This window comes from Bacillus sp. FSL R12-0074 (assembly GCF_038005725.1).
In the GTDB taxonomy this organism is placed as follows: domain Bacteria; phylum Bacillota; class Bacilli; order Bacillales; family Bacillaceae_G; genus Bacillus_A; species Bacillus_A mycoides.
In genome coordinates this window covers 1,298,847-1,311,556 of record NZ_JBBOTR010000001.1, presented here as the reverse complement: position 1 = coordinate 1,311,556, position 12,710 = coordinate 1,298,847, and the positions used below count along the sequence as shown (strand labels likewise).

Below are 12,710 nucleotides of genomic sequence, written 5' to 3'. Positions count from 1 at the left end.
ACGAACGATTTGGAAATGCAATAAGAAAATTTACAATTATTAGTTAAATCATTTTTGAAATGCATACAAAAAAGACCGTGACAAAATCTCATCACGGTCTACTAGCAATTTATTTTTCTTCTGATTTCATCCCTTGGTTATTTCGGCGCAGCACTACATATAAAATCGCTCCAAATAATAAAATCGCACCTATTCCAACACTTATCACTTTCACATTCGATTCCTTTACTTCAGGTGCAACTGTATCTTTTTTAGGCATCGCAAAAGTAACATCTTCTTTTGAAAGAACATTTATAGTCGCAATCGTTTGATTATTCTTTATAATATCTACCGCACCAACTACTTCACCGCGATGAATTCCTTTTTGATACAAAGATTCTTTATCCACTGAAGTAACCCGAAAAGCCGTTTTTATATTTTTCCCTTCATCTTTCTTTAGCATAAGCTCTGCACTTTTTTCCAGCTCAGAATCAACATCTTTATTTAAATACTTTGCCTTTTGGTGCCAACTATGTTTATCTAGTACAGTTTGCTTCGTAAATTGCCCAAAAGAATATTCCGCCATCTGCTTCAAATCTTCATAAATTTCAGGTCTTTGAGAAGCCATTACTACATTTATAATACGATTACCATCCTTCTCATTTAATAAAACGAGCGTATTGCGTGCTTCATTCGTAAATCCTGTCTTACCACCCATGCTATATGGATTTTCAAAATAAGTAGACTTATTAAAAATAGAAACTGTTTGCGTAGATGTCGTAACCGTCGTTCTTTTCGTATTCATCGCTTGTAAAATTTCAGGATACTTTTGCACACCTCTCGTAATCATGGCCATATCATATGGCGTCGTATAATGATTTGGATCATGCAATCCATTTGGCGTTACAAAATGACTATCTTTAGCCCCTAATTGCTTCGCCCTTTCATTCATCATATTGGCGAAGTTTTCAACACTTCCTCCAATATGCTCCGCAATCGCATACGACACATCATTCGCACTCAGCACCATTAAAATCATAAGTGCAGTATTTCTATTAATAGTCTCACCAGGGTGAAACTCAATTTGATAATTACTCTTCTCTTGATCTAATGCTAATTGTGAAAACGTAAATTGATCCTCTGGCTTCGTATGCTCCATCAGTAAAATCGCCGTTAACACTTTCGTCATACTAGCGGGGAACGCACGATGATGTGCATTTTTGTCGTACAACATATCTCCTGTTTTCGCATCAATCGTAGTCGCAAACTGACTAAAAACATTCGGCCCTTCCGCAGGTGGAGGTGCCACTTGCTCCGGATTTACTCCAATATTCGTCTCAGCATATAACGTCATAGGTGTCAAAAAAAATAAACAAATAACCATAACAAAAACCGAAATTTTCTTAAAATTTACCATATGACTCTCCCTTTTCCCTTTACTTTCACATTCTATAAAATACCTCTACCAACCTATATGTAATTTGTATTAATTTGGAAGAATATTCACTTTTTTAATATATCACACTTTTACGATTAGGAACATAAATATACAACAAAAAATAAGAAGGAATTACTCTTTCTTATCCTTCTCATCAATCAACGAATCTATTAACTTTTGCCCAGCTTCTTCGGGCGTAATCTCGTCCGTCATACCCATAAACGACCAACCTTTAGAATCGACCCACTCAACGAACTCTTGTAAAAACTCATCATGCGTCACATCCACATCAAGAATCGAACCATCAATCGAAATCGTTCTATTTCTAGACACACGCATCTTAAACGTTTTTCTTACCATTACAATTATTCTCCCTCTACTCCTGAATATTTATAAATATCTTGTACTTCTTTTATACATGATTTCTTGAAAATTGTAAAAAGGATATATTGGCCAATTTGCATATTAAAAATGAAAATCTCTTATTATATGACCCTCACACTACATTCATTTAGTCATAAATTACGGAAGACATCCATATAAAAAAACAAACCAACTTACATTCTATCACACTAACTACACTTGACTTTAGTACAATCAAATAGAATATATTAGAAAACACCTTAAAATGAGGAGGAACTCCATGGCGCGTTGTACATATTGTAAAACGAAGTGGAAAGTAAAAGATGTATGGTCGATACTCGTAACATTTGAAAAAGATTGTCCGTATTGCTTCGAAAGACAATATCTATCAAAGAAAACATTGAACGCTATGCCAGAACTTATAAGCTTACCTTTACACTTCTTACTCCCTTTTCTTGTTGATTTAAGTGATGAGGGTCCTTTGGAGTGGTATCGGAAATCATAACACTTCAGCATCTTCTATTTATTAAATATAAAAACATACATACTAGTATACCTCTGAAATAAAACCTATTTGATATTGGACTACCTCTTTAAAAACTTACTATAAAAATATTGTAAAATTTCAGTTAATTATATATAATTACTTTAGCATAATGATTAAAGATGCTATTACATAAGCATTTTTTAAGATCCCGTAGCTCAGCAGGGAGAGCGCCACCTTGACAGGGTGGAGGTCGTGAGTTCGAACCTCTCCGGGGTCATAAAACCTAATAGTATCAAGGCTTGAGAGGGTATTCTCAAAAGCTAAAACTGTGGAGGTCTCCATCAGACACCACAAGTTAACAGAGGACTACTTCTAGTCAGCAAACCAGCTGGCTAAGGGGTAGTCCTCTTTTTTTTGTTTCCATAAAACTGAGAAAGGACTGAAAAGAAAATGCTACTTAAGTTTGCTATGAAGGATTTCAAGGAGGAAAAAGAGTTCGCTAATCTGTCCCCTCGTACAATTCAATCTTATATGGCTACCATGCATGAGTTCCAGATCTTCTGCTCTGAGAGAGAACTGATAGATACACGAGATATTAGAGAAGCAACTGTTAAGAGCTATCTCATGTATTGCCAACGAACAAGAAAAAACAATGTAGTAACAAGAAACACAAAGCTTCATCACTTAAAGATTTTCTTTAACTATTTACAACATGAGGAGATTATCACTGAGAAAGAAAACCCTATTCGTAAAATGAAACTGGCTAAAGAGGAAATCAAGATAGAGGTATTCCAAGATGAGCATATCAAACAGATGCTTCGCTACTATAGGAGACTGAAAGCAAGGAATAAAAGCTTCTACGCTTATCGAGATCACACTATTATAGTTTTCCTTTTAGGAACTGGCTCAAGGTTAGGAGAGCTTATTAACATTAAATGGAGTGAATTGGACTTGGTAAACCAAACAGTAACCCTATTCGGTAAAGCTCGTAAGCAGCAGACTGTCCCTCTCACGGACAAGCTTGTAAAAGAGTTTTGTGAGTACAAGGTGTTTGCAGGACGTGAGCTAGGTAAAACCCCTGAGTACGTCTTTACTACTCGGGAAGGTACTCAGCTTACACCTAATGGTATCAAACTCATATTTAAACGACTCAAAGCGGTAATGAACTTTACTGATGTTCGCTTATCGGCTCATACTTTCCGTCACACTTTTGCTCATCGTTGCTTAATGGCTGGTATGGATGTTTTCACTCTCCAAAGAATGCTGAGACATAGCAGTTTAAGAATGACTGAGAGGTATCTTGCTCTTTGGGGAACTGCCTTGAAAGAACAAAACGATAAGTTTAATCCACTTAATTCACTTGAGATTTAAGACAAATAAAAAGAGAACCCTGCTCTTAGTTTGGCGACCAGACAGGGCTCTCTCTTGGAGGAAAACTCTGAAGGAGCTTTCTTGTTTGCTATTGTATCATGCTTATTGGTACTAGCTCAAGGGGTGTTCCTTCTTAATTATATAGGAGGAACATTATAATGAAGGAACTACGAAAATACATATCATTTGATTCAGTAGCTGCGATGAACAAAACTATTGATTTTACTCTAAAAGAATACCACTTAAAAGATAGCGAGCGAGTAATACTTCTAAAGCTATCAAACTATTCGTGTAAATTTGTAGGAGTTTCATATTTAAAAAATAATACGTTAGCAGATCTAACAGGATACTCTAAACGTACAATTCAGCGTGCCCTCAAACATTTTAGCGAGCTAGGTATCATTACTCGCATTGAACAATTCAAACCTGTTAAGGGTGGCTACTCAGCATTTATCTGTGTAATTAATCCTTTTGAGCGTCACCATGAGCTGGCATCTTGTAAGGAAGCTGTAGAGCCTACTCCTGAGCAACCTGACGAGCCATCTCACAGGGAAGAAGCCATTACACTTAAAGCTAAAAGCTCTAAAGAATTAAAGATACGTAATAGCGCACCTATTGAGCTGGATGCGTTAGATGTATCTTATTTGGCTAACTCATGTGTACCAATGGAATTTATCAAAACAGTATCCCCTTTCTTTGATACAGCTAAGGAAATCTATGCTATGTGGGGGAAAGTTAAATTGGCTACAAACAAGTATGCACCCGATTTAATTGATACAACTGAGGTGGCGATTTCTGCGTTTAAACAAGCTGTATTTGCTCTGAAGATGAACAAGATTAGAAAAGACTTCAAAGGTTACCTATTTGGCGTTCTCGCAAAGATGATGTCTGTTGAGCAAAGAAAGCTGAAGAATAAATTTTTCAATTTCCTACAAGATTAATCTAAGGAGAACTACGCACTGTTATTACTGATAAGTATTAATCCCCGCTAACTGGTGCTGTCCTATCTCGTGTAAACAAATAAAAACTAAAGGGAGAGATTTTTTATGACAACAAATACTATTCAACCAACTAATTTAGATATCATTATGGAGGAAATCGACACTCTGGTATCTAACTTCCAAGACTCACTATCTCGTATCACTAATAAAATTTGCAAAGTAGATACATTACAACTAGGCTCTACATACGTGGTTATCTTACGAGCTGGCAAAATCTCTAAAACTCTTAGTTTTGATTTAGATGAATTAACTGAGGAAGATTGTTAACTCCACAGGTTCAATTTATACAGATTAACATTCATAGTTTACAAGTAATTCACCAGCAAGAAGTTTTAGGGCAACCTTTTAAAGTTTATGGAACTATCGAGAGCCCGTTATTTTTGGCGAAGGATGTGGCTGAGTGGATTGAACACAGTAATTTAACTATGATGCTTAAAAGTGTAGACGAGGACGAAAAGCTGGTCGAAACAATGTTTAGTGCAGGTCAAAGAAGAGATGTTACATTTGTAACAGAGGAAGGCATCTATGAATTATTAATGCTTTCCCGCAAGCCAATAGCCAAACAGTGGAAAAAAGAAGTAAAGAAAATCCTAAAGAATATTCGTCTCAACGGAGGACACGTACAGGTTGACCGTGAGGAAGAATTTATTCACAGTCACTTCCCGAGTTTCTCCGAAGAAGTTAAGAAGGCTATGGTGTTAGACTTGAGAGGTCTAGAAATCTCTAGAGGGTGTCGTTTTAATCGGCACCCTTTTCAACATCTCCTGATGTCCTCTTTGCACTTATTAACAAGTTATCTAATTACCTCCATAGTTGAAAACTGTAGTTTACCATTAGTCTCAAGAGCTTGACGTTTACTAAACTCATCTGAAGCAAACACCCTCCAAGGGTGTGAACATTATTCACTACCTTTTCGTCCCTCTCGTAATTTTGAATAATATTAGCCTCAAAAGCCCACTCCCTTACACGCTTAAAATCCTCTTTCTTGGAGCGCTTATTAGTCTCAAAAAATTGCTCTAACCCTGTAGATGTTGCAATTAACAGTTTATTCCCTGTAGCCTCCCTAACCCTTTTTAGCTCCTTAGGATCAACCTTTTTGAACACATCCGAAGGGTTTTTATAATCTATCATTCTACAAATATCGCTTGCAACAAACCATTCAACACCATTGACCTTTTGAGTTCTCAAATCCCCAAACTCCGATTTTATAATATCGAACACTACAACTCCCCCTCGATAGTATTTCTTTTAATTATATGGCTGTTTCTCTATTTATGTAAACATTTACTTTCTTGACTTATTATGGTAATACTGAAGTAATAGTAACATTGATGTAGTTATCAATATCTCTAACTAAATTATCATGTTTCTCACCAGTCATCTTGTTCGCTACCATATCGCAACCCTTACGAGTTAGAAGGTAGCTCTTGTATTTCTTTCCAGTTCCAGCTGTATAAGTCGTTTCTACGAAGAAATTATCAGACCCCAATTTTGGGTTTTGAGTCAAAACACTTACGTAATTATCAATATCCCTGATTAAGTGATCATGTCTCTAATTAAATGATCGTGTCTTTTGTTGTGTACAAAAAATACCGAGATAGCATATTCTACAGAGTTAGCCCTACCTAGTATCAACTAGGGAAAGTTAATCTCCTCAGAATATGCTATCTCGGTATTGTACTTTTAGGATATCCTACATGAGCAGAAATACGATGAACCAGAATAGTGATCCATACACCCACACGTACATCCACCTGATATATATATTTTATACATCAGCTATCTCCTCTATTTCAATTCCTATTAGTCGTCCATCTAGCAAGTACCTAAATTGATTATTGTAACTCTTAGCTATATCCTCATATAGCCAGCTCTCAGAGTTCTTCGTCTCTACAGTAAACTCTGACAGGTACTCATTGTTACCATTAGACCATCTCACGAAACACTTGTAAGCCTTCATAAACATTCCCCCTCTAGGTTTATTACTGCTCGTTCATACCGTCAAACAACACTGACAGGTCAACCTCTGATTTGTTTTCAGAGTTACCTTTGCTTAGTCTATAACGTCTCGACAAGCCCAGCTCCTGTGCCATTCTTACCGCTTCCTGGTCAAAGTTAATCATACTAGCTGGACGGTTTAATGCGTACTTCATCCCCACAGAGTCTACCCTTCTCGTCTTAATCATTGCCACGAGATAGCGGTCTAGCATGTCAATATCCATTTTGCTAAGTTCATACTCCTCTTGGTAATGATCCATGAAGTCGTTATAGTATGCTTGCTCCTCAGGATTCCATTCCTCTCTGAACGTCTTTGTGTAGATACCGTGGACGTAATTCCCTGGAGTTAGATTCTTTAATGCCTTCGCTTTTCCTTCTGGAGTTTTCGGGCCAGTATGGTGTGTTAGTCCTGCTACAGCTCGTGCCTTTGACTCCTCTGATTTAAAGTGTCCCATATTAGTTACCCTCCTTAGTCACGCTAAACAGTAATACTGATACGCATGTTAGATTAATTTCCTTCTTGTCGTCTACCTCTATAGTAAACAGTGAGCTGGATTCACTTTCTAGCCAAGCTTTAAACTCTTGTAGCTTGTCATCTGATAGGGAAACCTCTAATGTGCCACCTGAAATAGTTACAATCTTAACTTTGTTCATATAGTCCGCCTCCTAGTTAATCCCAATGATTCTTTATATTGCTGTAGTTCTTTCTCTAAGTCCTGCTCCTCCCGAGAGACAGCATCCAGTACTAATTTGAAAGCCTTGTAGACCTCCTCAGGTGTATGCTGAGGTGAGGTGCATCTTGCACCCTCTCTAAACAAGGTAGCCCCCTTGAGCTGCGGAAATGCTACTAGGCTTACTTCTCGAATCCTATTAGGGTTGCCCTGTTTGTCTGTATAAAACGAGATGGACACCTTCTTCATAAGGCCTTTGGAGACTTTCTCCTTTGCGAACTCCTCGATAACACGTAGCTTACCTAGTAGCTGATTACCTTTCACGTATACCGACTCGAGGAAGCCTACAGTGTCCTTTGCGCTCTCTGAGTGGTCAAGCTGTACTGGTACGCTATCCTCAATGTTAAACGAGCTAGCAAGCGCCTGTAGGTGATCTACAGTGTATTCTTTTCCTCTGTGGGTGCCTGCCTCGAATAAGATTGCATCTTTTAGCAAGTCTTTACCACTAGAGCTAGAAGACTCCTGTAGCTTCCCTGACTCGTTGAATCTCTCTATTTTGTAATTCATATGTTTCACCTCTTATGGATAATAAAAAAAGGAGCCCACCGAGTAGGCAAGCTCCTAGTTATTAGATTAAGCGATAACGTTCTTGATTAGGAATAACGCTGACTCGTCAGTTACATATGCTGTAGTGAAGCGAGTAACTCGACCAATTGTAGTCATGTCTTCCTCATGGTTATACGTGCTAGACTTAAGAGGTTCAGCATCAGCAATCTCACCTACGATGTTACGCTCTACTAGTAAAGCCTGGTCTCCTGGGTAGTTCTCATCGACGATAACTGATAAGCCTAAGAAGTCTCCAAGGTAGCCCTCTAAGAAGGATACGTCCTCGTTATTCTTGCTTAGAGCATCACGAACAGATTTACTAGATAGTAAGACAGCCTCAACGTCGATGCCGATTACCATCGTGTCTAGCTTGTACCCTTTAGACTTAGCAACCTTTTTAGCCGCTACAATGTCAGCGATCATGTTATCTGCACCTGTTGGAGGTACTGCCTGTCCTGCTGTAGGTGCCATGATAGGAGCATCCCAGAACTTGTCTGTCTTGTTAACTAGGTTGCCGTTACCTGCTGTAGCTGCTGCATGTAGTTTGTCATAAACTAAATTATTCACCATGGCCACTACTGAGTTAGACAACTTACGGAAAGCTTTCTCAAACTGTCCAGCTGAACCCCATCGTTGCATCTCATAAGAGTACGTAAATTCTAAACCGTATTTACGGATCATCTCTAAGCGAGCTTCCTCAGATAGGCCAATACGTTTGAATCCTGAGCCTTCACCTACTTCGGGCACTTCCTCGTAAGCTCCGTAACCTTCAGCATCCTTAAAGTACTTAACTGCTAGAGCATCTGCTGTAGTCTTCATTAGTAAAGCATCAGCAACAAAGCGTTTCTCTGATAGCTCACGAATACGTGGAGCCATAATCTTTTTAAGAGCTGGATGGTTACCAAGTGTTAAATCATATCCCATGTGTGTTCCTCCTCGTATATCCTCATGTGAAGATATATCCATTTAGTTGATTTGTTGGGATAACCGCAAGAGTACGGTCTCCGCTGGGGTTGGTAATGACGAAATAGTGCTACCCAGTAGCTAAGCCATTACAAAAAGACATACTTGTTAGGAAAACCCCAGGAGGAGGAAAACCTAACAGTATTTCTCTTTGTAACAACTACGAGAACGGAAACCTCCAGTAGCTAGTACCTTCAGCAGTTGCCAGCTCGTTATTGCTACATTGCTATCACCCTTTGATGTCCTCCAACTTGTCATGAATACAACTCATATAGAACTGCATATGTTCACAACTCTGCTGAGAGAAATCAAATGAGCCATTCATCCATCTCTGGATAATCGTTCTAGAGAATCCTACACGAGATGCAAACGCTGAGTTAGTACAACCTACTCTCTCCTTGTAAGCTTTATAGCGTTCTCGTGTAGCCTGATTCATTGCTAACTTGATATCTAACTCTTCGTTACTAAACTTGATTGGCATACAATCACTCCTCTTTCGTTTATCTATATATGATACTCTGTACTACAGAGTAGTTAATTAAAAAGAAGACCCCACCAGCTGGCTGAAGGCTAGTGAGGTAGCCTATGTAGGTGATCCCCATCACCATCCACAGGAGGTTAAATACATGTCAGATTTAATCTTAGGTTCAACACTGGAGTTTAACACTCCATTACCTACTGAGGAAGTGAACGTTCTCTGGAGGACTCAGTAGGTAATGCAATGCTAAAAAGGGTGCCCTGCTGAGTTTTCCGTTCTCAGCAAGACTAAAGGGGGACGATACTATGAGTAACTGGAGTATAGGAAAGAACACGATTAGTTAACTAATGTGTTAACTGCCTACATAACTATAGTAAGGGGACCGTAGTGTGTGCTAATTTATTCCCTTATAAATAACAATAGTCAGATAGATATATAACGCCATCAGGTAAAAAACAAAACCTCCAATTAGAAGGTTTTAAAAGGAGCTACCCTTCTCAGGTAACCCAGTAGACCTAGATTAAATCTAGTCCGTTCGATCCGATTTTCTTTACTTCCCTTTTCCACTGTTTGGCGATTGGTTTTCGTGACTGCATGATAACTTCGTAGATACCCTCTTCAGTCAAAAACATTGTATCCCTATTTTGACCTGAGATTAAGAATTTTAATTTCAGCTTTTCGTCTTCATCGACACTTCTTAGCATGTTAGTTATGTTTCCGTTTGGATATTCAATCCACTCAGCTACATCTTTTGCTAAAAAAATCGGTTCCTCAATAGATCCATAAACCCTGAATCCTTGACCTAAAACTTCTTGTTGGTGTACGACTGTTAAGTTACTCATTAATATTCCCCCTTAGACAAACAAAAAGAGCCAACCTGTTAGGCCAGCTCCTCCTCAGTTTATCAATAAAGTACTTGCATTCTCACAAGTTATCTGATAATATAGAGGTAGGCACTACAATGCCTACCAAGTTTAAAACTACATAGCTATTACATTTATAGGTTGTGCCTCTGCAAAGGTTACAGCCTTTTTGTTTGCCTTAAAGTTAATTACAGAAAGAGAAGCTTCCTCGATATTGTCAAGAAGCTCCTCGAAAGTTATCTTCTTAGCTTGTCTGCTTACTGCTTTGGGATCTAAACAGATAGCATCCGTTATAGTTTTAACCTCTACAATCAATCTAGCTCGGTTTAATTCTCCCATAAGTTTATTTACAGTTGGTTTTGATAGTCCTAACAGGTCAACCAAGTGAGATCGCTTTAATAGTACAAGCTCGCTAGTGTCCTGCTCATCAGGATTCTCTACAATTAGATTTGTCGTCCAGCTCATATATGTTAGCAATCGAGCGAATAATCCTAGAGCGTTCAAAGGTAGCTCCTGTGCCTTGTCGTGGAGGTGAGCCTTAAATAGTTTAACTGTTTTATAATCTTCCTCGAGTTTACCACAGACATAAAACATTTCAGTCATATCTATATAGGTTGTCTTTCCCTCGGCTACTCGAGTAATAGCTCCATTCAATTCTAACTCTGAGATAATTCTGTTTATCTGAGATCGTGTTTTATTTAGTTGTTTTACTAATAGTGATACGCTAACTCGGTTTCCTCTTCCATCATAGAGTTGTCCTTTTTTCTTACCTGACTCGTTCTTTTTGCTGAGTCTCATACATGTTGATAAATACAAAAGTAATCCATGTTGTTGTAATGTTAGATTTTCCTGCAAAGCTTCATATCTTTCTAGTATTTGCATGCTAAAATGTTTACTATCCTGATTAGCTTTCTTCTCACTGTATTTCTTTTGTTGTTCCAATTGTGCTCCAGTGGTTACTTTTCCACCTCCGTTTTCTACATGTAGTTTAGCGAGATAGTCCATCTCAGCTGGGCTTAATTGAGGGTATGGCTTGTACCTAATGTCCTCAAAGTTAATCTTTCCAGCTCCTAAAAGTGTTCCAATTCGTTTACTCATGAATATTCCTCCTATAAATAGTTTTGGCTCCCTCAGTGGGTAGTCAGTCCACGAGAAAGCCTGTTTTTTCTCTCTATAGGTTTCTTGATTTCGTTTTACCGGATACCTATATTTTACCATATATAGGCCTCAATTTCAATAGATATTCAATATTTAGTATGTTACTTTTGTGTTACAAACTACATATAGTATCCGTATAGATATATCCTAATAGCACACTATACAATAAAACCTGTAAAAAAAATGCGTCGATTCTTCCAAAAGTGTAAAAAAAATGCGTCGATTCAAATAGGCTTCAGCCTTACTCCCCCAAGGGATTGAGCCTGTTTCGGCTTGTAAACCCTTCTTTACTCTTAGACAACCCTACTAGGCTATCTCTCCAGCAACCTATGAGTTTTACCTTTGGAGGCAAACTCCTTTGTCCGTCCTCGTTAGGCATAACAAAAGGAGACAAACCTGATTGGCTGCCTCCTGGGATATTCCTAATTAGATTCTACTTTCTCAAAACAATAAATACAAAACCTGAGACGGGGAATCTATATAGATTTACTATCAAGGATTCTCTGCCGATTCTCGGCTAGTACAACCTGATAGCTTAACCTCTATATCTGCTTCCTCATGGTTATTGTTTTAAAATCATTTAATACCTAATACCTATATGAGCTGGCATCTCTTAGTTTATCCTATCAGGGTTATTCTTTCCGATTCATCGGATAGTTACTACTTGATAGGTTACTCTTAGAGCTACTCCTCTTATAGACCTTTTTTATTTTTCTTTCTCTATGATTACCTATTGGTTATTCCTAATTAGGTATTTCTATCAAGTGGTACCTATCGAGTTAACTCTTTTTAGTATATTGTAAAACTTGTGTAGTGCTTTATGGCACATTACGTGTATTTCACTCCTCAGTATTAACATCTAAGGAGGACTGTTGTGTAACTTAGGTATCAATTCCTACATGTTACTGGTTTGTATCAGTCTCACTAGTTAACTCGGGTAGTGATACGAGATAGGATAACTCACAGGTATATACAAGTAGGTTGCCGACTCTAGGGGTTACCATCTCATATATGAATATATTTAAATACCTTATAAGGACGACCTATGTTGAGCATAGTCCCTGAGTAATACCTGAGGTAGCCGATCTCTGGAGGTGATAACGACAAGTTCAACTTTGGGAGATAAATATTTTAAATAAATACGAGGAGGCAAAACTAAGATGGCAAAGAAATTAGAGAGATTTTAGTAAGTGGCAAAATGACCCCTACTAAAATAGAACCTAGGGGGCGATTTTCCTACTATATTTCTACTACATTTGGCAACTACCGAGTGGGAGAACCCCCCTATACTTTCTAATATTCGAGGGAGCTGACCTACTTGATCACCTAACGAG

15 protein-coding genes, 1 tRNA gene and 1 pseudogene are annotated in these 12,710 nt (G+C 38.2%); 6 read left to right on the top strand and 11 right to left on the bottom strand.

Going from position 1 to position 12,710, the window contains the following annotated elements; translation table 11 throughout:
• Positions 1–109 precede the first annotated feature (109 nt).
• Both NSS97_RS06790 and NSS97_RS06785 read right to left on the bottom strand, forming a co-directional pair.
• Complete coding sequence (locus NSS97_RS06790; RefSeq protein WP_107886985.1) at positions 110–1,396, bottom strand: serine hydrolase; 1,287 nt, start codon at positions 1,394–1,396, stop codon at positions 110–112.
• A gap of 153 nt (positions 1,397–1,549) precedes the next feature.
• Positions 1,550–1,777 carry a hypothetical protein gene (locus tag NSS97_RS06785; protein ID WP_002135051.1) on the bottom strand — a complete coding sequence of 76 codons (228 nt, stop codon included), beginning with the start codon at positions 1,775–1,777 and terminating at the stop codon, positions 1,550–1,552.
• A 283-nt stretch (positions 1,778–2,060) separates the two neighbouring features.
• On the opposite strand from NSS97_RS06785, the gene NSS97_RS06780 reads away from it, so the two are divergent.
• The 6 genes from NSS97_RS06780 to NSS97_RS06755 all read left to right on the top strand — a co-directional run bounded on the left by NSS97_RS06780 (position 2,061) and on the right by NSS97_RS06755 (position 5,490).
• On the top strand, positions 2,061–2,285 hold the full coding sequence (locus tag NSS97_RS06780) for a hypothetical protein (protein WP_044437851.1): 225 nt from the start codon (positions 2,061–2,063) through the stop codon (positions 2,283–2,285).
• A gap of 186 nt (positions 2,286–2,471) precedes the next feature.
• A tRNA-Val gene (locus tag NSS97_RS06775) sits at positions 2,472–2,544 on the top strand.
• 173 nt (positions 2,545–2,717) lie between these two features.
• Positions 2,718–3,638, top strand: coding sequence for a tyrosine-type recombinase/integrase (locus NSS97_RS06770; protein WP_341112018.1), 921 nt, complete (start codon positions 2,718–2,720; stop codon positions 3,636–3,638).
• A 158-nt stretch (positions 3,639–3,796) separates the two neighbouring features.
• Positions 3,797–4,579, top strand: coding sequence for a helix-turn-helix domain-containing protein (locus NSS97_RS06765; protein WP_341112016.1), 783 nt, complete (start codon positions 3,797–3,799; stop codon positions 4,577–4,579).
• Positions 4,580–4,684: 105 nt separating this feature from the next.
• Entirely contained in the window at positions 4,685–4,906 is a 222-nt protein-coding gene (locus tag NSS97_RS06760) for a hypothetical protein (RefSeq protein WP_341112014.1), read from the top strand.
• Positions 4,900–5,490, top strand: a complete 591-nt coding sequence (locus NSS97_RS06755; protein ID WP_341112011.1) for a BRO-N domain-containing protein — start codon at positions 4,900–4,902, stop codon at positions 5,488–5,490. Before NSS97_RS06760 ends, NSS97_RS06755 begins: the two co-directional genes overlap by 7 nt.
• Here the strand turns inward: NSS97_RS06755 and NSS97_RS06750 are convergent.
• The 9 genes and pseudogenes from NSS97_RS06750 to NSS97_RS06710 form a co-directional block, all read right to left on the bottom strand.
• On the bottom strand, positions 5,441–5,860 hold the full coding sequence (locus tag NSS97_RS06750; RefSeq protein ID WP_341112009.1) for a BRO family protein: 420 nt from the start codon (positions 5,858–5,860) through the stop codon (positions 5,441–5,443). The genes NSS97_RS06755 and NSS97_RS06750 overlap by 50 nt on opposite strands.
• Positions 5,861–6,005: 145 nt before the next feature.
• Positions 6,006–6,191 (bottom strand): annotated as a pseudogene (locus tag NSS97_RS06745) (Rha family transcriptional regulator); the annotation flags it as partial.
• 216 nt (positions 6,192–6,407) lie between these two features.
• Positions 6,408–6,599: a hypothetical protein gene (locus NSS97_RS06740; protein ID WP_341112008.1), complete on the bottom strand. Its 192-nt coding sequence runs from the start codon at positions 6,597–6,599 to the stop codon at positions 6,408–6,410.
• Positions 6,600–6,621: 22 nt separating this feature from the next.
• Positions 6,622–7,092 carry a hypothetical protein gene (locus tag NSS97_RS06735; RefSeq protein WP_341112006.1) on the bottom strand — a complete coding sequence of 157 codons (471 nt, stop codon included), beginning with the start codon at positions 7,090–7,092 and terminating at the stop codon, positions 6,622–6,624.
• Between the two features lies 1 nt (position 7,093).
• Positions 7,094–7,291, bottom strand: a complete 198-nt coding sequence (locus NSS97_RS06730) for a hypothetical protein (RefSeq protein WP_341112002.1) — start codon at positions 7,289–7,291, stop codon at positions 7,094–7,096.
• Entirely contained in the window at positions 7,288–7,875 is a 588-nt protein-coding gene (locus tag NSS97_RS06725; protein WP_341111999.1) for a hypothetical protein, read from the bottom strand. Before NSS97_RS06725 ends, NSS97_RS06730 begins: the two co-directional genes overlap by 4 nt.
• A gap of 66 nt (positions 7,876–7,941) precedes the next feature.
• Entirely contained in the window at positions 7,942–8,838 is an 897-nt protein-coding gene (locus NSS97_RS06720; RefSeq protein WP_341111996.1) for a phage major capsid protein, read from the bottom strand.
• Between the two features lie 1,032 nt (positions 8,839–9,870).
• The gene (locus tag NSS97_RS06715; protein WP_341111994.1) at positions 9,871–10,197 is read right to left on the bottom strand and encodes a BRO-N domain-containing protein; all 327 of its coding nucleotides are present in this window, start codon (positions 10,195–10,197) and stop codon (positions 9,871–9,873) included.
• A gap of 138 nt (positions 10,198–10,335) precedes the next feature.
• On the bottom strand, positions 10,336–11,316 hold the full coding sequence (locus NSS97_RS06710; protein WP_341111991.1) for a MarR family transcriptional regulator: 981 nt from the start codon (positions 11,314–11,316) through the stop codon (positions 10,336–10,338).
• Positions 11,317–12,710: the final 1,394 nt, after the last annotated feature.

Bases quoted from the DNA above. Each gene is read 5' to 3' on its own strand.
- NSS97_RS06780 (WP_044437851.1), top strand. From the start codon at position 2,061: ATGGCGCGTTGTACATATTGTAAAACGAAGTGGAAAGTAAAAGATGTA.
- NSS97_RS06720 (WP_341111996.1), bottom strand. From the start codon at position 8,838: ATGGGATATGATTTAACACTTGGTAACCATCCAGCTCTTAAAAAGATT.
- NSS97_RS06765 (WP_341112016.1), top strand. From the start codon at position 3,797: ATGAAGGAACTACGAAAATACATATCATTTGATTCAGTAGCTGCGATG.
- NSS97_RS06725 (WP_341111999.1), bottom strand. From the start codon at position 7,875: ATGAATTACAAAATAGAGAGATTCAACGAGTCAGGGAAGCTACAGGAG.
- NSS97_RS06740 (WP_341112008.1), bottom strand. From the start codon at position 6,599: ATGAAGGCTTACAAGTGTTTCGTGAGATGGTCTAATGGTAACAATGAG.
- NSS97_RS06770 (WP_341112018.1), top strand. From the start codon at position 2,718: ATGCTACTTAAGTTTGCTATGAAGGATTTCAAGGAGGAAAAAGAGTTC.
- NSS97_RS06710 (WP_341111991.1), bottom strand. From the start codon at position 11,316: ATGAGTAAACGAATTGGAACACTTTTAGGAGCTGGAAAGATTAACTTT.
- NSS97_RS06785 (WP_002135051.1), bottom strand. From the start codon at position 1,777: ATGGTAAGAAAAACGTTTAAGATGCGTGTGTCTAGAAATAGAACGATT.
- NSS97_RS06760 (WP_341112014.1), top strand. From the start codon at position 4,685: ATGACAACAAATACTATTCAACCAACTAATTTAGATATCATTATGGAG.
- NSS97_RS06735 (WP_341112006.1), bottom strand. From the start codon at position 7,092: ATGGGACACTTTAAATCAGAGGAGTCAAAGGCACGAGCTGTAGCAGGA.
- NSS97_RS06790 (WP_107886985.1), bottom strand. From the start codon at position 1,396: ATGGTAAATTTTAAGAAAATTTCGGTTTTTGTTATGGTTATTTGTTTA.
- NSS97_RS06730 (WP_341112002.1), bottom strand. From the start codon at position 7,291: ATGAACAAAGTTAAGATTGTAACTATTTCAGGTGGCACATTAGAGGTT.
- NSS97_RS06715 (WP_341111994.1), bottom strand. From the start codon at position 10,197: ATGAGTAACTTAACAGTCGTACACCAACAAGAAGTTTTAGGTCAAGGA.